This is a genomic window from Actinokineospora inagensis DSM 44258 (assembly GCF_000482865.1).
Taxonomy (GTDB): domain Bacteria; phylum Actinomycetota; class Actinomycetes; order Mycobacteriales; family Pseudonocardiaceae; genus Actinokineospora; species Actinokineospora inagensis.
In genome coordinates, this window is the sequence record NZ_KI519522.1 from 60,409 (window position 1) to 78,049 (window position 17,641).

The 17,641-nt window shown below is 71.2% G+C and carries 17 protein-coding genes and 1 other RNA gene; 14 read left to right on the top strand and 4 right to left on the bottom strand.

Translation table 11 applies throughout. The features are described from left to right. Positions 1–89 precede the first annotated feature (89 nt). A complete protein-coding gene (locus H504_RS0132285; protein ID WP_026426173.1) occupies positions 90–1,064 on the top strand; it encodes a cobalamin biosynthesis protein in 975 nt (324 codons plus the stop codon). Here H504_RS0132285 and H504_RS0132290 read toward each other — a convergent pair. Genes H504_RS0132290 through H504_RS0132300 form a run of 3 tightly spaced genes read right to left on the bottom strand, consistent with a single transcriptional unit; the run spans position 997 to position 3,082 of the window. Next, complete coding sequence (locus H504_RS0132290) at positions 997–1,782, bottom strand: SURF1 family cytochrome oxidase biogenesis protein (protein ID WP_026426174.1); 786 nt, start codon at positions 1,780–1,782, stop codon at positions 997–999. The two genes, H504_RS0132285 and H504_RS0132290, sit on opposite strands and share 68 nt — an antisense overlap. 20 nt (positions 1,783–1,802) lie before the next feature. After that, a complete protein-coding gene (locus H504_RS0132295) occupies positions 1,803–2,645 on the bottom strand; it encodes a fructosamine kinase family protein (protein ID WP_026426175.1) in 843 nt (280 codons plus the stop codon). Next, the gene (locus H504_RS0132300; protein ID WP_026426176.1) at positions 2,627–3,082 is read right to left on the bottom strand and encodes a low molecular weight protein-tyrosine-phosphatase; all 456 of its coding nucleotides are present in this window, start codon (positions 3,080–3,082) and stop codon (positions 2,627–2,629) included. The genes H504_RS0132295 and H504_RS0132300 overlap by 19 nt, the downstream gene beginning before the upstream one ends. A gap of 614 nt (positions 3,083–3,696) precedes the next feature. Between H504_RS0132300 and cobC the strand changes: the two genes are divergently transcribed. From cobC to H504_RS0132320, 4 genes are read left to right on the top strand one after another with little or no spacing between them, the layout of a single operon-like run. Further along, positions 3,697–4,713, top strand: a complete 1,017-nt coding sequence (cobC, locus tag H504_RS0132305) for an Rv2231c family histidinol phosphate aminotransferase CobC (protein ID WP_026426177.1) — start codon at positions 3,697–3,699, stop codon at positions 4,711–4,713. Then, a complete protein-coding gene (locus H504_RS0132310) occupies positions 4,710–5,549 on the top strand; it encodes a Nif3-like dinuclear metal center hexameric protein (RefSeq protein ID WP_026426178.1) in 840 nt (279 codons plus the stop codon). Before cobC ends, H504_RS0132310 begins: the two co-directional genes overlap by 4 nt. Next, positions 5,546–6,283: a zinc ribbon domain-containing protein gene (locus H504_RS0132315; RefSeq protein ID WP_026426179.1), complete on the top strand. Its 738-nt coding sequence runs from the start codon at positions 5,546–5,548 to the stop codon at positions 6,281–6,283. Before H504_RS0132310 ends, H504_RS0132315 begins: the two co-directional genes overlap by 4 nt. Before the next feature lie 2 nt (positions 6,284–6,285). After that, on the top strand, positions 6,286–7,359 hold the full coding sequence (locus H504_RS0132320) for a bifunctional RNase H/acid phosphatase (protein WP_026426180.1): 1,074 nt from the start codon (positions 6,286–6,288) through the stop codon (positions 7,357–7,359). Between the two features lie 10 nt (positions 7,360–7,369). Here the strand turns inward: H504_RS0132320 and ssuE are convergent, their stop codons facing one another. Further along, positions 7,370–7,927 (bottom strand): NADPH-dependent FMN reductase, encoded by a 558-nt coding sequence (ssuE, locus tag H504_RS0132325; RefSeq protein ID WP_026426181.1) that lies wholly within the window; start codon positions 7,925–7,927, stop codon positions 7,370–7,372. A 226-nt stretch (positions 7,928–8,153) separates the two neighbouring features. Between ssuE and rnpB the strand changes: the two genes are divergently transcribed. From rnpB to H504_RS0132370, 9 genes are all read left to right on the top strand, one after another. Then, an RNA gene (rnpB, locus tag H504_RS39240) (RNase P RNA component class A) lies at positions 8,154–8,540 on the top strand. Positions 8,541–9,078: 538 nt separating this feature from the next. Then, positions 9,079–9,372, top strand: a complete 294-nt coding sequence (locus H504_RS0132330) for a hypothetical protein (RefSeq protein ID WP_035307305.1) — start codon at positions 9,079–9,081, stop codon at positions 9,370–9,372. 20 nt (positions 9,373–9,392) lie between these two features. After that, positions 9,393–9,920, top strand: coding sequence for a hypothetical protein (locus tag H504_RS0132335; protein ID WP_026426183.1), 528 nt, complete (start codon positions 9,393–9,395; stop codon positions 9,918–9,920). 124 nt (positions 9,921–10,044) lie between these two features. Continuing rightward, positions 10,045–12,846: an ATP-binding protein gene (locus H504_RS0132340; RefSeq protein WP_245614552.1), complete on the top strand. Its 2,802-nt coding sequence runs from the start codon at positions 10,045–10,047 to the stop codon at positions 12,844–12,846. A 97-nt stretch (positions 12,847–12,943) separates the two neighbouring features. Beyond that, complete coding sequence (locus H504_RS0132350) at positions 12,944–14,980, top strand: hypothetical protein (RefSeq protein ID WP_026426185.1); 2,037 nt, start codon at positions 12,944–12,946, stop codon at positions 14,978–14,980. Between the two features lie 4 nt (positions 14,981–14,984). Continuing rightward, a complete protein-coding gene (locus H504_RS0132355; protein WP_026426186.1) occupies positions 14,985–15,605 on the top strand; it encodes a hypothetical protein in 621 nt (206 codons plus the stop codon). Next, a complete protein-coding gene (locus H504_RS0132360) occupies positions 15,602–16,609 on the top strand; it encodes a C40 family peptidase (protein WP_026426187.1) in 1,008 nt (335 codons plus the stop codon). Before H504_RS0132355 ends, H504_RS0132360 begins: the two co-directional genes overlap by 4 nt. Before the next feature lie 19 nt (positions 16,610–16,628). Further along, on the top strand, positions 16,629–17,105 hold the full coding sequence (locus H504_RS0132365) for a hypothetical protein (RefSeq protein WP_035307334.1): 477 nt from the start codon (positions 16,629–16,631) through the stop codon (positions 17,103–17,105). A gap of 9 nt (positions 17,106–17,114) precedes the next feature. After that, positions 17,115–17,324, top strand: coding sequence for a hypothetical protein (locus H504_RS0132370; protein ID WP_026426189.1), 210 nt, complete (start codon positions 17,115–17,117; stop codon positions 17,322–17,324). The last annotated feature ends 317 nt before the right edge of the window (positions 17,325–17,641 follow it).

Below are 17,641 nucleotides of genomic sequence, written 5' to 3' on the forward strand. Positions count from 1 at the left end.
TAGCCCGACCGGCCGACAGCCGCGCACCCCGGCCGCCCGCGCGCGATACGGTTCCCCCGCCAGGGGGAAGCCGACCGAGGGGGCGTGCGGTGTCCGTGACACGAGCGTTCGGCCTGCTCCTGGGGGTCGCGGCGGACGCGGTGCTCGGCGACCCGAAGCGGTGGCACCCGGTCGCCGGGTTCGGGCGTCTCGCCCAGCGGCTGGAAAAGGTGATCTACCGGGACAACCGGGCAGGCGGGGTCATTCACACCGCTGCCCTGGTCGGTGGCGCTGTCGGGCTCGGCTTGCTGGTGGAGCGGTCGCGCAGTCCAGTCGTACGGGTTGTCGGGACGGCTGCGGCTACCTGGGTCGTATTGGGTGGTCGGTCACTGGCACTCGAGGGGGCAATGATCGGCGGTTTACTCAGCGCCGAGGACATCACGCGGGCTCGGGGCCGTTTGCCCCACCTGTGCGGGCGGGACCCGTCGTCACTCGACTTGACGGGGCTAGCGCGCGCGACAGTGGAATCAGTGGCCGAGAACACGTCAGACGCTGTAGTGGCGCCGCTGCTGTGGGGTGCCGTGGCGGGTGTACCGGGGCTGCTCGGGTATCGGGCCGTGAACACCCTGGACGCGATGGTCGGCCACCGGTCGGCGCGGTACCAGCGCTTCGGGTGGGCCGCCGCGCGGTTGGACGACCTAGCGAACCTGGCACCCGCGCGAGTGGCGGCCGCGTTGACGGTGGCTGCGGCCCCCCTGGTGAAGGGCGACCGTGGTCGCGCGTGGGAGGCGTGGCAGCGTGACGCGGGCGCGCATCCGAGCCCCAACGCGGGACAGGTTGAGGCGGCGTTCGCGGGAGCCTTGGGCGTCCGACTCGGTGGACGTACCGAGTACTCCTACGGCGTCGAGGACAGGCCTGTGCTCGGGGTAGGACGGGACCCTGACGCCACCGACGTCGCGCGGGCGGTAACTCTGTCGCGCGTAGTGAGCTACCTCGCTACCGGCGTCGCCGTCGTGGTCACGCTGACGCGGCGCGCTCGCGTGCGTCGTCCTCAGCGAGGATCTCGGCCACCGTCCGGCGCCTAGGTCGTTCCTCGGTCAGGGAGCCACCTGGTCGGATCTCGCGCCAACTGAAGTAGCCCAGCCCGAACAGGGCCATGGAGCCGAAGATGATCCACTGGAGCGCGTAGGCAAAAAATGGACCGCTGTCGAGCTCCGGTAGCGGCAACGCGCCCAGTACGCCCGGTGCGCCCTCTTCGAGTTGCAGGTAGCCCGGCCGGATAGTGATGCCTGCGGCCTTGGCCACCACGTCCGGATCTACCGCATAGACCTGTCGGTGACCGTCCTCGTTGAACGCCTGCCGCTCGGTGTTCTCACCCGCGCGAACCCGCGCGAGCAGGTTGACCTGACCAGTGGGGGCCGTCGCGTACTGCGGGATGCGCACACCCTCCGCCGGTCGCACATAGCCCCGGTCGACCAGGACGATCCCACCGTCGGGCAGCTTGAACGGGGTAAGAATCTCGAAAGCCGCAGTGCCCTGAACCGTGCGAAGACGGGCCACCGCCTCGGCCTCCGGAAGGTACGTACCGGTCAACGTGACTCTCCGCCATTCACCAGGCGGTGCCGACCCGAGCGGGGCGGGCGCGGCGTCGTAAGAGGCCCGAATGGCGTTGTTCGTCGCTTCTCGCTCGGCGTCCCTACGAAACTGCCACGGCGCCAACAACGTGAAGCAACTCGCGGCGAACGCCACCACGACAAGTGCCAGCATCAGCCAGGCCGGACGCAGCAGCAGTTTCAACCGCACCCCACCACGGTAGGCCAGGGTCAGCACCGCAGCGCCGCCTGGGCGGCCGACACCGTCTGCCGCGCATAACCGGAGCCGAACAGGACGGTGTGCACGAGCAGCGGAAACAGTTGGTGCAAAGGGATTCGTTCGCGCCAACCGTCCGCCAGGGGACGGTGCTCGTGGTAGGCGCCGACGATCCGGTCCAGGTGCGGGCAGCCGAACAGCGCCAACATCGCCAGATCGGTCTCCCGGTGCCCACCGTGCGCGGCGGGGTCGATCAACCACACACGGTCACCGGCCCACAGCACGTTGCCACTCCACAGGTCACCGTGCAGCCGGGCCGGTGGCTCTACCGGCGCGTCAACCCGGTTGCACACCGTCTCGATGGTCGCGACGCCGGCACCGTCGATGAGCCCGCGGTTGGCGGCGCCGCGCAGGTACGGCTCGATGCGGTCCCGGACGTACCAGTCGGCCCAGGTCGGGCTGGCGGAACAGCGCATCGGGGCCAGCCCGATCCACGCCTGTTCGGGGCCGGTGGAGGCGCCGAACCCGTCGGCGCCCGCCGCGTGCAGGTCCGCCAGGCCGCGCCCGAAGTCCTCGGCCGCCCGGGTGGTCGGCGGCGCCGGTTCGACCTGCTCCATGATCAACCACTGGTCGTCGTGCGCGCGGACGTGCGGGACGGCGACGGCGGCGGGCTCGGTCAACCAGATGAGCCCGGCGACCTCGGCCTCGATCGCGTTGGGGCGCGGGTCGTGCTTGACGACCACCAGGTCACCGTCGTCGGTGTCGACCTCGAAGACGTGGTCCTTCAGCGCGTGGACACCGGTCACCGACCCACCGGTGAGCGCCGCGACGGCGTCGGTCAGTTCGCCAGCACCCACCGCAGCAAACCGGGACAAGCGGCCTCCACCATCGTCAGCACCTGATCGAACCCGTCGGGGCCACCGTAGTAGGGATCGGGGATGTCCAGATCGGGCTCGGCCGCCGGATCGAACGCCCGGAAGAGTGTCACCCGGTCGGGATCGGCGACCCTGGTGCGGAGCGCCCGCGCGTGGTTCGAATCCATCACGACGAGCAGATCGGCGTCGAGGTGATCGGCGGTGAGCTGGGCGGCGGTGTGCGCGGTCGGATACCCGTGCCTGGCCAACACCCGCTCGGCACGCGGATCGGCCGACTCACCCACATGCCACCCGTCCGTACCCGCGCTGGACACCCGCACCTGATCGGACAGGCCCGCGCGGCGGAGGTGCTCCTCGAACACCAGCGCGGCCATCGGCGAGCGGCAGATGTTCCCGGTACAGACGAAGCAGATGTGCACGCGGTCAGGGTAGGAGGCCGGGCAAGGGGTCCGGTCGACCCCGGTCCGGAGTGGATCTTGTTGGATGTTGCGCGGGCCTGACCAGCGGAAATCCCTGGCGCTGGGTTTCGGAATTCACCCGGTTCGGGGATGTGAGTTATCCACAGGGGAGGGTGTTTGCTGCTCTTGTGGAGATCGACTGTCGGTGGGGGCCGGTAGACTGGCCTCGGGGACGCCCCCCGGGAAGGGTGGGGGCCGCCCTGGGGGTGTGGGGGTGGGTGTCAATCGCTGGATGGGGTGGTTCTGGTGGGCGGCTCGGGCTGGTTTGAGTGGGGTGTGGACTGGCGCGGGGGGTGCACGGAGTGAGTTGGGCAGGAGCGGGGGCGCGGTTGTGAGGTGTGTCGTGGGTTTGGGTTGAGGTGGCAAGGCGCGGGTGGGGCTGGTGGCGCGGGGGTGGGTTGGTCGCCGGGGTGGGGCGAGGTGGCTGGGGTCGCTTGGTTGCTGGGGTGCGTGTTGTGTGACGGGGGTGGGGTTTGGGGTTGGCGGCTGGGGTGGGTGTGGGATGGGTGGGGGGGGGGGTTCGCGGGCGGGGTCGGTGGTGGGGTGGCGGGGGTGTTGGGCCTAGGATTGCCGGGATGACCAGCGATGATTTGCTGAGGTACCACGGGGACGTGGCGGTGCGGCCGGGGCTGGTGGACTTCGCGGTCAATGTGCGTGGGGGGCGGCCGCCGGGGTGGTTGCGGGAGCGGTTGGTGGGGGCGTTGGAGCGGGTGGGGGCGTACCCGTCCAAGGCGGATGACGAGCGGGCTCGGGTGGCGGTGGCGGACCGGCACGGGTGTGCGCCGGATGAGGTTTTGATCCTGAACGGGTCGGCGGAGGGGTTCGTGTTGTTGGCGAACCTCCGGCCCCGGGTGGCGAAGGTGGTGCATCCGCAGTTCACCGAGCCGGAGGTGGCGCTGCGGGACGCGGGGGTGCCGGTGGAGCGGGTGCTGCTGGATCAAGCGGACGGGTTTCGGTTGCACCCGGAGAAGGTGGGGAAGGCCGATCTGGTCGTGATCGGGAATCCGACGAACCCGACGTCGACGTTGCACCCGGCGGATCGGATTCGGGAGATCGCGCGCGAGTCGACCGTGGTGGTGGACGAGGCGTTCATGGACGCGGTGCCGGGGGAGCCGGAGTCGGTGGTGGGGGCCGCGAACACCCTGGTTCTCCGGAGCCTCACCAAGACCTGGGCGTTACCGGGGTTGCGCGCGGGGTACGCGGTCGGGCACCCGGACCTGCTGGCGGCGCTGAGCCGCAACCGTCCACAGTGGCCGGTGGGGACGTTGACCCTGGAGGCCGTGGTGGCGTGTTGTGAGGCGCCCGCGGTGGCGGAGGCGGAGGTCGCGGCGGTGGACGCGCAGGCGCACCGGCGGGTGCTCCAAGGCGAGCTTGGCGCGCTGGTGCTGGGGGAGCCGCGGGCGCCGTTCGTGTTGATCGAAGTGGCGGATGGGGAGCGGGTGCGGCGGGAGTTGCTGGAGCGGGGGATCGCGGTGCGGCGGGGGGACACGTTCCCCGGGTTGGGGCCGAACCACCTGCGGATCGCGGTGCGGTCGCCGCAGGAGTGCGGGCCGTTGATCGCGGCGTTGCGGGCGGTGGAGGTTGTGCGGTGACGACGGTCGGTGCCGCGGTCGCGGCGTTGGAACGGGCCTACCCGCCGGGGTTGGCGGAGAGCTGGGACGCGGTCGGGCTCGTCTGCGGCGACCCGGCGGACGAGCTGACCAGGGTGCTCGTGTGCGTCGACCCAACACAGTCCACAGTGGACGAAGCGGTGGCGAACGGCGCCCAGTTGGTGGTGGCGCACCACCCGCTGCTGCTCAAAGGCGTGCACGGAGTCCCGGCGGACACGCCGAAAGGGGCGCTCGTGCACAAGATGGTGCGCAACGGGGTCGCCCTGTTCTGCGCGCATACGAACGCCGACTCGGCCGACCCGGGTGTGTCCGACGCGCTCGCGGAAGCCATCGGGTTGACGGTAACCGGGCCGCTTAACCCGAACGCCGACGGTAAAACCGGGATTGGGCGGATCGGTGAGCTGAGTGAGGCCGAACCGTTCGCCGTGTTCGTAGAGAGAGTCGCCGAAGCTCTGCCGTATACCGAAGGTGGGGTAAGAGCGGCAGGCGACCCCAATCGGCCGATCAAGCGCGTCGCGGTGTCCGGGGGCGCGGGTGACTCATACCTGACCGTCGCGACCGAGGCCGGGGTCGACGCGTTCGTCACCGCGGACCTGAGGCACCACCCCGCCAGCGAGCACACAGCCCTACCGGGCGCGCCGGCGTTGGTCGATGTAGCCCACTGGGCCAGTGAGTGGCCGTGGTGCGGCCAGGCGGCGGCGGTCCTGCGCGCCGCGCTCGGCGGTACGGTCACCGTCGACGTCTCCATTCGCCGCACCGATCCCTGGACCGCCCAGGCCGCCGGGGCACCGAGCCGAACCGGGAGGTTCACCGGGTGAAAGCCGATCCCGCCGCCCAGCGCCGTTTGCTCGACCTCGCCGAGGTCGACACCGAACTCGCGCGGGTCCACCACCGCCGCACCACCATGCCGGAGCTGGCCGAGATCACCGCGGCCGAGGCGGCGGTGCGCGCCCGCCGGGACGCAGGCGTCGCCGTGCGCACCCAGCTCGACGACCTCGACCGGGAGGTGACCCGGCAGGAGAAGGAGATCGACGCGGTCCGCGCCCGCGAGGACCGCGACCGCAAGCTGCTGCAGGGCGGCACCCTCAACGCCAAGCAGCTCACCGACCTCGAACACGAGCTGCACTCGCTGGAGCGGCGGCAGAGCGTCCTGGAGGACGACCTGCTGGAGCTGATGGAGCGGCGCGAGGCCGTCGCCCTGGACGCCCAGCACGCCGACGTGGCGCGGGAGAAGGCCGAACAGGTGTTGGCCGACGCCACGCACCGCCGGGACGAGAACCTCGCCGACATCGACACCAACGACGCCCGGCGCACCGCCGAACGGGCCAAGATCCTGCCGACCCTGCCCGCCGACCTGCTCGCCCAGTACGAGCGCCGGGTCGGCCAAGGCCGGATCGGGGCGGCGCTGCTGCGGGCCCGCCGTTGCGGCGCCTGCCGGTTGGAGCTCGACGCCAGGGAGATCTCCCGGATCCGGGAGGCCGCCGCGGACGACGTCCTCGAGTGCGAGGAGTGCGGCGCGATCATGGTGCGGACCGCGGAGTCCGGCCTGTGAGGGTGCGCGTCGAGGCGGACGGCGGTTCGCGCGGCAACCCCGGCCCGGCCGGGTACGGGGCCGTCGTGCGCGCCGCGGACACCGACGAGGTGCTGGCCGAGCGGTTCGAGGCGATCGGGGTGGCGACCAACAACGTCGCCGAGTACCGCGGCCTGATCGCCGGGCTGCGCGCCGCGGCCGAGGTCGGCGCCGACTCGGTCGAGGTCGCGATGGACTCCAAGCTGGTCGTCGAGCAGATGGCGGGCCGCTGGCAGGTCAAGCACCCGTCGATGAAGCCGCTGGCCGCCGCGGCCAGGGAGATCGCCGCCGGGTTCGCGCACATCACGTACACCTGGATCCCGCGCGAGCGCAACCAGCACGCCGACCGGCTCGCCAACCGGGCGATGGACGGCCAGGCCCCGCCCGAGCCCGCCCCGCGCACCGCGTCGCCGTCCACCTGGACCGGTGCGACCGGCTCCCCCACCAAGATCCTGTTGTTGCGGCACGGGCAAACCGAGCTGTCGGTCGACCGCCGCTACTCCGGCCGCGGCGACGTCCCGCTCACCGACCTCGGTGTCGCGCAGGCCGAGGCCGCCGCGCGCCGCGTCGCGAAGCTGGCCGGGGTCGACGCGGACACCCCCATCGTCGCCTCACCGTTGCGCCGCGCGTCGCGCACCGCCGCCGCCGTGGCCACCGCGACCGGAGGTCGGGTCAGCACCCACGACGGTCTACTGGAGACCGACTTCGGCCGGTGGGAGGGCCTGACTTTCACCGAGGCCGCCACCCGCGACCCCGACCTGCACCGGCGCTGGCTGTCGGACACCTCGGTCGCCGCGCCGGGCGGGGAGAGCTTCGACGCCGTGCACCGCAGGGTCACCGGGGCCCGTGACGACCTGCTGGACCGGTACGCGGGGCGCACCGTGCTGGTGGTCAGCCACGTGACCCCCATCAAGTCGTTGCTGCGCCTGGGGTTGGCGGTCGGGCCGTCGCTGCTGTTCCGGTTGCACCTGGACCTGGCGTCGCTGTCGATCGTCGAGTTCTACCCGGACGGCAACGCTTCCGTGCGGCTCGTCAACGACGTCTCACACCTGACCTAGCTCGGCTCGCTCAGCCGGTGAGCGGCACCACCGCGGGTCGCCTGCGCCGCACGGTCTCGGTGAACCCGGTCAGCACCTCGGTCAGCGCCGCCGCGGCCAGCGGTCGCACGTAGCAGCCCTCGTGCTCGTCGGCGATCATCTGGTCGAGCACGAAGTGCCCGGCGAGGACCTTCGTCGCGCCCATCGCGAACAGCAGCGGCCGCAGCACGCCGTCGATCGCGACGAGGTGCCCCTGCGTGCCGCCCGTGGCCAACGGCAGGACCGCCTTGCCCACCAACGTGCCCGACGGCAACAGGTCCAACAGCGACTTCACCAGACCGCTGTACGCCGCGCGGTAGACCGGGCTCGCCACCACCAGTCCGTCTGCGGCGGTCACCTCGTCGATGGCCGCGCAGATGGCCGGGTCGGTGGTGTTCTCGGCCAGCAGCGCCACGGTCGGCAGGTCGCGCACGCTCAGCACGCGCACCTGCTCGCCCGCCGCGCGCAGTTCCGCCGCGACGTGGCCGACCAGCACGCCCGCGCGGGCGGTGGTGGACGGGCTGCCGGAGATGATCAGGATCGAGCCCACGGGGTCCCCCTGGGGGTGGAGTGCCGACTAACCGGGTTGGGTTGGGTCGTCAGCGACTACAGCCACCGCCCGCGAGCAGCAGGAAGTCCACGTGCCTGCGTCGGGTGAGTACCCGGTCACCGGACATGGTCGGCAGTAGACCAGGCCGGGTCGGCGCCGCTCAACGGCGTCCACCCCGTGGGACGTGCGGACCGGGTGGTGGACCCCCGTATCCTGTCGTCGCGGGCGAGTCGACCGGGCGGCCGCGGCGGTGCACCGCACCGACGAGGAAAGTCCGGACTCCGCAGGGCAGGGTGGTTGTTAACGGCAACCCGAGGTGACTCGCGGGACAGTGCCACAGAGAACAGACCGCCCGGCCACAACCTGGCCGGGTAAGGGTGAAACGGTGGTGTAAGAGACCACCAGCACCCCGGGTGACCGGGGTGGCTAGGTAAACCCCACCCGGAGCAAGGCCAAGAGGGGGCCGCGAGGCCCCTGCGCAGACGTTTGAGGGCTGCCCGCCCGAGTCTGCGGGTAGGCCGCACGAACCTGCCGGCGACGGCAGGTCTAGATGGATGGTCGCCACCGGGGCGCAGCCCCGGGACAGGATCCGGCTTACACGTCGACTCGCCCGCCCGCCCCGGATCCCGGGGCGGGCGCGACCGGGTTGCGAATCGGCGCAGCCGTGGTGGCCCGGTCCACTGATGATCTCCGGGGTGGTTGGGCGTGTCGGCGCCGCGAGGTGGCTCGGTACCCTCTTGTGGTCTTGATCCGTTTCGGTGGGTGGGCCCGCTCGGGCTCGCCCGAGCGCGTGACCCCCGATTGGCCTCTACACCGATTGGAGTAACTACGCACGCGGCTCGCCCGGGAATATGCTGTGAATTGCATCACTGTCAGTGGCCGGCGTTCCCGCGCCTGGGTGAAACAGGGGCGGGACTAGGAAAATCGGGTGGTCGTGGGTCCTGACCGGCCTGCCCAGGATGATGATGGTGTGGTCAGATGGCAGCCGGATGGGACAGAGAGAGGTCACGTGGATCAACGGAACGCATCCCTGTAGCTACCGTTAGTAATGACAACGATGTGCCGTTCGTGCTGTACTCGAGTGGCACCGCTCAGACCTGCCGCGCGGGAGCCCGACGCCCCGGCCGCCTCCGCGCACTTGGGAGATCGACATGACTACCCCGACCATCGCCGCCCTCATCGACCTCGCCCAACAGCAGCAGCAACCCGGATCGGGTGGCCTGGAGACGGGCAACCTGCGCACCTGGATCCTCAACAACATCATCCCGCTGCTGCTCCTGGTGGTGGCGCTGCTGTTGCTGTGGCTCGGCGGCGGCAAAGGCGACAACGCGGGCGTGATGCGCCGCCTCGGCGGTGTGATCGTGGCGCTGGCCATCGTGGGACTGGCCGTCACCAACGCCGGTGAGGGAATCGGCCGGTGGCTCGCCGGCCTGTTCACCGGCTGATCCAGGCCCGGTGAACCGACGTGCGGATACGCACCGACGACGAGGTGTACCGGGTCGACGCCGTCTGGCTCGGCCCGCCCAAAGCCACTTTCCCGTTCCGGGCCAGGTATGTGGCGTGGGGCGTGGGCACCGTCGTCTTCCTCCTCGCCCTGACCGTGCTGCGGAACCTGGGGATCGGCCTGTTCTGGTCGTTCGCCTGGGGTCTGGTGGCCACCATCGCGCTGACCATGGTGATCTGCTCGCGGATCAGCCACGAACGCCCGCTCGGTGCCGTGCTCACCATGTGGGTGCGCGAGCTGAACACCCCGCGTGAGACGACCTCCGGCCAGGGCGGCGCGGTGAGCGCCGCCGGGCTGCGGGTGCGCGCCGAGCCGCCGCGGCGCAAGCGGCGCGGCTCGGACCGGCGTCGCGCGAAGACCGCCCGCCGGGCCGAAGAGGCCCGCAGGCGCGCCAGGGCCGCCCGCTCGGGCGCGCAACAACAGGCGCGCGGTTCCGGATACGCCAGGAATACGAGGAACAGGGAGGTCAGCGGTGTTCGGACGCCGTAAGCGCGGGCCGGAAGCGCTCGCGCCACAGCCCGCGGGTCACCCGCAGGACCGCGCGTCCCAGTCGGGTCGGACCCGGCACAGCGCCCGCTACCAACAGGCGCAGGCACCCCGCAGGACCAAGCGGTTGCCGGGGGAGGGCTCCATTCCCAGCTATACCCCGGAAATCGCCGCCCGAACCATCGACGGACACCTGCTGCGCACCGGCACCGACGTCTACGCCTGGTACCGGCTGGCGCCGCAGCGGTGGTCGTTCCGGTCCGACTCGCAGCGGCAGGACCTGATCGCCGCCATCGCGGGCCAGTACGCCGAGCTGTCCGGCCGCTGGCTGCACCTGCGGGTCACCACCCGCCCCTACCCGATCCGGATGTGGGCCGAGGCGCACGTGCACAACGCGGTCAACCGGCTGCCGGACGTGCCGGGCGCGTTGAGCTTCGACGACTACCTCATCGGCGAGCAGCAGCAGTTGCTCGGCCGGTCGATGGCCGAGAAAGAGGTGTACCTGGGCGTCCAGGTGCAGACCCGCAACGTGGTCGACCGGGCCGTCGAGCGCGCGGCCCCGTTGCTGCGCAAGGTTTTCCCGGACGCGGTGGACGCCGAGCTGCTGGCCGTCGAGAGCGAGGTCGAGCACCTGGACCAGGTGATCGGCTCGGCCGGCCTGGAGGGCCGCCCGGCCACCGCCGAGGAGATGTCCTGGCTGATGCACCGGTCCTGCTCGCTGGGCCTGCCCGCGCCGCGCAACATGCCCGCGGTGCCGGGGGCCGCGTGGGAGCCGGAGGACTTGGCGAGTTTCACCGACGCCGCCGACTTCCACCAGGACCCGTACGCCCCCACGGTCACCGTGCGCGGTCGCACCGGGTCCAACGCGGGCGTCACCCGGCACGTGACCGTGTTGACCGTGGGCATGATGCACGGTCTGCAGATCCCGGAGATCGACGACCCGTGGGTGCAGCGCAGCGACCGGCTGCCCGCCTCGGTGGAGTGGTCGGCCCGGATCTACGTGCGCAAGCCCGAAGAGGTCCAGGGCGAGCTGCAGCGGCAGATGAACAAGGTCCGCTCGCAGGTCAAGCACTACACCGACGAGCACGAGCTGGAACCGCCGCAGTCGCTGGCCCGGCAGGCGAGCCGGGTGCTGGAGATCGACGACGAGATGACCTCGGGCTTCACCGCGCTGGCCACCCGGGTCCGCTCGTGGTGGCGGCTGGCGATCTCCGGCCCGACCGAGCGGGACGCGCTGCGGCTGGCCCAGCAACTGCTGGACCTGTACAAGCCGAAGGTCGCCATCGAGCACCCCGAGGCGCAGTACGCGATGGCGCGCGAGTTCATCCCGGGCGAGCCGCTGGCGTCGAGCGCCTACCTGCGCCGGGGTTCGGTCATCTGGGCGGCGTCCGCGGTGCCGACGGCCACGGCCGAGGTCGGCGACCGGCGCGGCATCCTGCTCGGCGAGACCTGCACCGCGACCCGTCGCCCGGTGGCGTGGGACCCGTGGATGGCGCAGGAGATCCGGGACGGCTCCGGGCTGACCGCGATGGTCGCCGGTCTCGGTGGCGGCAAGTCCTTCCTCGGCGGCGCGGTCGTCTACAAGACGTTGCGCGCGGGCGCGCACTGGACGATCCTCGACCCGTCCGGCCCGCTGGCCCGGCTGTGCGACCTGCCCGAGCTGCGCCCGTACGCGCGGCCGATCAACCTGCTCAACGCCCAGGCGGGCATCCTCAACCCGTACCGGGTGGTCGCCGAGCCCAAGATCGACCACTTCCTCGACGACGAGGACCCGGAGCGCGCCTGGCGCCGGGAGAAGGCGTTGGCCGCCGCGACCCGCCGCCGCCTGGTGCTCGACGTGCTGACCGGTCTGCTGCCGTACGAGGTGGCCCGGCTGCCGCAGAGCCGGATCGTGCTGCTGCGCGCGGTCCGCGCCGTCGGCGGCCGCGTCGACGCCGACCCGAGCCTGGTGTTCGACGCGTTGCGCCGTGACGCCAGCGAGCACCACGAGCACGCCGTCGTGGTCGCCGACTTCCTCGACGAGATGAAGGAGCGGATGTCGCTGCTCATCCCCGAGCGCGGCGCCGACCCGTACGACGAGCAGCGCGACGACCGGATGACCGTGCTGACCATGGCGGGCCTGACCCTGCCCAAGGACGGGGTCGGCCGCGAGCACTGGACCGACGCCGAGGCGCTCGGCGTGGAGATGCTGAACCTGGCCGCCTGGCTGACCCAGCGCTCCATCTACGACAAGCCCAAGGACATGCGCAAGGGCGTCTGGATCGACGAGGCGTTCTTCCTGTCCGAGGTGCCGACCGGCCGGGTGCTGATGAACCGGTTCGCCCGCGACTCGCGCAAGTGGAACGTCCGGGTGCTGCTGTCGTCGCAGATCCCGGCGGACTTCCTGAAGATCCAGGGTTTCGTGACGCTGCTGGACTCGGTGTTCATCGGCCGCCTCGACGACGACCAGGCCCAGGCGGACGCGTTGCGGCTGCTGAAGGTCCCGGTCGGCGCGGGCTATGAGCAGGTGGTGGCGAGCCTGGGCCGCAGGCCGGGCGCGCACCGCGGCGCGACCGAGCGGGACACCTCGCCGCGCCAGTTCATCTTCGGCGACGGCGCGGGCGGGGTGGAGCGCATCCGCATCGACCTGTCCGGCGACCACCTCGACCACCTGCGCACCGTCATGGACACCACCCCCGACGCGCAGCGCGAGGTGGCCAGGACCAAGAAGGTGGAGGCGGAACTGCCCGCGCCGACCCCGCCGAGCGAGTACGAGTTCGAGCCGGTGGACGGCGCGCTGCCCACGGACGAGGAGTTCGAGCGGGCCGCCGAGTTCGAGTTGGGGCTGACCGAGGAGGACTTCGTCGGCGAGCCGGTGCCCGGTGGCGGTGGCACCGGCGGGGACGAGCCGGGCGGCGGCAAGAAGCGCGGTCGCGAGGACGCGGCATGACCCGGCGCGCGGACCCGGTCCGCGGTCCGGAGCGGTTGACTGAGTTGATCAAGATGGTGCCCGTTGCCCCGAGCCAAGCGAGGTTGGTGGACGTCACATGATCACGCTCCTGGTGCTGGCCGCCGCCACGCTGCTGCTCGCGGCGCGGCGGCGGCGCAGACGGCAGGGTTTCGCCCTGACCAAGCGCGGCTGGTCGATGCTCGCCGTCGTCGGGGTGCTCGTCTTCCAGGCCGCGATCGGCAGCCCCGCGTTCGCCCAGACCGCGAACGACTCCTGCGTGCCGAACCCGGAACGCCCCGGCGCGGGCATGGTCGGCGCGATCGACCCGCCGCAGGGCAACGGCGAGGCCGACTCGCCGTACCTGATCTACGGGTACGCGGGCATGGAGTGGAACGTCTACAACGAGTCCTGCGGCGGCATCGTGCCCGCGGGCGTCACCGACCCGGGTGCCACGATCGACAACTGGGCGGGCAACGAGATGTTCAACATGGCGAAGAACATCGTCGGCGCCACGAACTCGTTGCACTACACGCTGATGACCGGCGGCGTCCTCGGTGGGCTCAACGACCAGATCGGCAAGGCGGCCGACTCGGTCTTCAACAACATCTACACCCAACTGTTCTCCATCTTCGCGCTGCTGCTGGCGATCCTGCTGTTCCGGCAGATCTGGAAGGGCGACCTCGCCACGGTCAGCAAACGCGCGCTGTTCGCGTTCGGCGGCATGTGGCTGGCCGCTTCGTCGGCGGTGCTGGTGGCCAACTACGACCACATCGACGACCTGATCGTGCGCACCACCACCGGCATCCAGGCCGGGTTCGTCGACCCGGACGAGGACCGGGTCGTCCGGCACATCCTGCCGACCGACCTGCACAACAAGGTCGTCTACGAGAACTGGCTGCGCGGCGAGTTCGGCAGCCCGGACTCCCCGCAGGCCCGCGACTTCGGCCGCAAGCTGCTCGACGCGCAGGCGTGGACCCGCGACGACCTGGTGTCCGGCCGGGACGCCGACAACGCTGCCGAGCAGGCGAAGAAGAACGAGTACAAGACGATCGCCACCCAGCTCGGCCCGGCCACCGACTACTTCAAGGGCACCGGCGGCTCCCGCACCGGCGCCGGGGTGCTCGCCCTGTTCCAGGCCATCGTGTACTCGCTGTTCCAGTTGTTCGCGAAGCTCGCCGTGTTGCTGGCCCAGTTGTTGCTGCGCATCCTCGCGCTGACCGCCCCGGTGATCGGCCTGGTCGCGTTGCTGCACCACGACATCCTGCGCAAGGTCGGCCGTGCGGTCGGCGCCGTCGTGCTCAACGTGCTGGTGCTGGCCATGCTCGCGGGCATCCACTTCAAGTTCCTGCAGTTGATCTTCTCCCCGGCCGCGAAGCTGTCGCTGCTGACCCAGATGCTGCTCGCCGCCATCGTCACCCTGGTGTTCTTCCTGGTCGGCCGCCCCACCCGGCGGATGTGGCAGATGCTGGAGCTCTCCGTCGGCGCCGCGGGCGGGTCGATGCCCGCCGCCGGGTCCGGGATCTTCTCCCGGTTCCGGCGCAACAAGCACCAGGGCCCGACCCCGCAGGACGAGTTCTGGGAGCACGTGCGCGAGGACGAGTCCGCCGAGACCGCCGCCGCGAACGCGCTCACCCGCTCCGGCGGGCGCAGGCCGCGGCCGGAGGCCAGCAACCCGATCACCGTGCACGCCGAGCGGATGGACATCCGGCGCTCCCGGGCCAACATCGGCGGCCCCCGACCGAGCATCGAGTCCGCGGGTCCCGGCACCCAGATCGAGGGCGAGGTCGTGCTCAACAACCTCCCCGGCCGCGGCGGCCCCACCCGGCTGTCCATCGGCGAGAGCCGCGCCAGCCGCGTCATCGACACCGCCCCGGTCGCCGACCGGGGCTGGGACCGCGGCGAGGACGCCGTCGTCATCCCGTCCATGGTGCCCAGCAGGCGCGGCGAGTTCGAGACCCCGGTCGAGGTCCAGCCGACCCCGACCCCGCGGGTGGCCGACGTCGAGATGGTCGCGGGCAGGCCGGTGCACGTGGTCTACCGGCCGTCACGCGGCCTCGAGGTCGCCGACAACGCCCCGCGCAGGCGGATGCCGCTGCACGACGGCCCCCGCGAGACCGACTCCGTGGTGAGGTGACCCCGTGCCGATCCGCACCAACCGCGGCCGCGCCGCGGTGTACCGGAAGCTGTGGGGGTGGCCGCTGCGCTCACCCCGGCACTTAGGGGTGGCGGTGTTCGTGGCCGCGCTCGTGTTGACCGCCGGGGGCGTCATCGTCCCGAAACTGATCGGCCCCCGCGGCGCCAACGTCACCGCGGCCGCGGCGCCGTCGATCTCGGCGACGCCCACCACCAAACCCGGGCAGGTCCCCGACGGCGGTCTCGGCGCGCAGACCACCACCAGCGCGCTCCCCACCCGGCTCACCGCCACCCCGACCCCGACCACCACGTCCGCGTCACCGCAGGCGCTCGACACCGTCTCCAAGTGGGCGGAGCGCTGGGTCGACCACCCGGCGGGCATCACCGCGAAGGACTGGCTGGACCGGCTGCGGCCGTTCACCACCGAGGAGTACATCGGCGTCATGGCGACGATCGACCCGGCGAACATCCCGGCCACCAAGGTGACCGGGCCGGTGCGCGCCGGGGTCGCCTCCGCCAAGTCGGTCGACGTCGAGGTCCCCACCGACAGCGGCACCCTGCACGTCACCGTGATCGACACCGGCAAGGGCTGGAAGGTCGCCGACTACCAGCAGGCCACCGGATGAAGACCTTCCTGATCATCGGCACGGTGGTGGTCGCGGTGTTCACCACCGTGATCAGCACCGGCGCGGTCACCCAGGTCGTGCAGCAGGACCAGGCCGCCGAGGCGCAGGCGGCCGGGTTGTCCAACTGCAACGCCGCGCTCGGTCCGGCCAGCACCGGCCCGGCGGGTTCCGGCGCCGCCGACGCCGCCGCGCTCAACGAGGAGCAGCGCGGCATCGTCGCCCTGATCATCAGCATCGGCAAGCAGCGCAGCCTGAACTCGCGCGCCTGGCAGGTCGCGATCCAGGCTGGCATGACCGAGTCGACCCTGCGCAACATCGACTACGGCGACCGCGACTCGGTCGGCATCTTCCAGATGCGCCCCTCGATGGGCTGGGGTTCGCTCGCGGAGCTGCAGAACCCCACCTACGAGATCAACAAGTTCTACGACGTGCTGTTGGCGGTGCCCGGCTGGGACACCCAACGCCCCGGCGACTCCGCCCAGGACGTCGAGCGGTCCGCGTTCCCCGACCGCTACCACCGCTGGGAAGCGATGGCGGCCACGCTCATCGGCCAACTCGGCCAGGTGTCGAACTTCACCGGCTGCGGCTCCGGCTTCGGCAACCTGCTGCCCGCCCCCACCCAGGCCGCGGGCACCGCGTTGAAGTTCGCGCTCGGCCAGCAGGGCAAGCCGTACGTGTGGGGCGCCCCCACCGACCAGCAGGACTCGTACGACTGCTCCAGCCTGATGCTGCAGTCGTACCGGACCGGCGGCGTCGACCTGCCCCGCACGTCCCGCGAGCAGTACCGCGCGGGCGCCCTGCTGCCCGTCGAGCAGGCCCAGCCGGGTGACCTGCTGTTCTGGGCGTACGACACGGCCAACCCGGCCACCATCCACCACGTCGCCATGTACCTGGGCGACGGCAAGATCGTGGAGGCCCAGCAGACCGGCGTACCCGTGCACATCCGCCCGGTCTCCTGGACCGAGGCGGAACTGATGCACCAGGCCGTGCGGCCGGGTGTCTAGGAGGCGAGCGCTTGTGAACATGTACCCCCCGGGCCCCATCCCCCGGCACCCCGGCCCCCCCGCCTCCGGCGCCCCCGTCCGCGACGCGCTGAACACGGCCGCCCGCCCCGGCGTCACCGAGGGCTACGTGGTGCTGCCCCGCTCCCTGGCCGAGGCCATGCCGCTGCCCTGGCAGCAGCACATGGTCCACCTCCTCAACGAGTTCCACCAGGTCTACGCCCACCTCGACTGGCCCGAATACCGCGTCATCCCCTCCCGCCGCGAACGCCTGGTGGATTTGGACGAAGACCAACTCGCCGAAGTCGGCTGCATGGTGGAGATAGACACCGACGGCGAACTCGTCTACCGCGAACGCAACGGCCGCCGCATCGAGAACCCGGAACGCCAAGAAGTCCTGGTCTCCTGCCTCGACCCGATCCCCAGCCAGCACCACAACGCCAACCAGGACACCCCACCGCGCGGCTTCCCCGTGCAACAAGCCCCCACGTGGGGTTAGCTGATCCACATGGCCACCCAAGACCCCCAACCCGACCCCGGCTGGTACTACAACACCCGCACCAACCAGGTCGAACACGGCACCCGCTCCCGCTCCGTCGACCTCCTCGGCCCCTACCCCGACCGAGCCACCGCCGAACAAGCCCTCGACATCGCCCGCGCCCGCACCAAAGCCGCCGACGAAGCCGACAAATCCTGGAACTCCGACAACGACGACTAACTCCCCACCCCAGGTCGCCGTGCGAGAACGCCTCACCACATTCCCCACCGCGCCCCAACCCCACACCTATCGACGAAACCGCACCCGCACCGCACGCCCCAAAACCCACGCCTCATCGACGAAGCGCAAACCCGCACCGCACGCCACAAAACCGCCCCCAATATCGACGAAGCCCACGAACCTGCGCCGCGCGCCTCGGGACCCGCCGATCCCAACCGCCCGTTGTGGTGAAGTTGTTTTGTTTGGGGGGAGCGGTGGCCTAAGCCGGCCGGCGGGTAAGGCCACGCTTTCCAGTGGCCCCGCCTTTTAGCCTTACC

Excerpts from the sequence above, each read along its gene's own strand:
- cobC (WP_026426177.1), top strand. The coding sequence starts at position 3,697 with ATGACCAGCGATGATTTGCTGAGGTACCACGGGGACGTGGCGGTGCGG.
- H504_RS0132330 (WP_035307305.1), top strand. The coding sequence starts at position 9,079 with ATGACTACCCCGACCATCGCCGCCCTCATCGACCTCGCCCAACAGCAG.
- H504_RS0132350 (WP_026426185.1), top strand. The coding sequence starts at position 12,944 with ATGATCACGCTCCTGGTGCTGGCCGCCGCCACGCTGCTGCTCGCGGCG.
- H504_RS0132360 (WP_026426187.1), top strand. The coding sequence starts at position 15,602 with ATGAAGACCTTCCTGATCATCGGCACGGTGGTGGTCGCGGTGTTCACC.
- H504_RS0132365 (WP_035307334.1), top strand. The coding sequence starts at position 16,629 with ATGTACCCCCCGGGCCCCATCCCCCGGCACCCCGGCCCCCCCGCCTCC.
- H504_RS0132370 (WP_026426189.1), top strand. The coding sequence starts at position 17,115 with ATGGCCACCCAAGACCCCCAACCCGACCCCGGCTGGTACTACAACACC.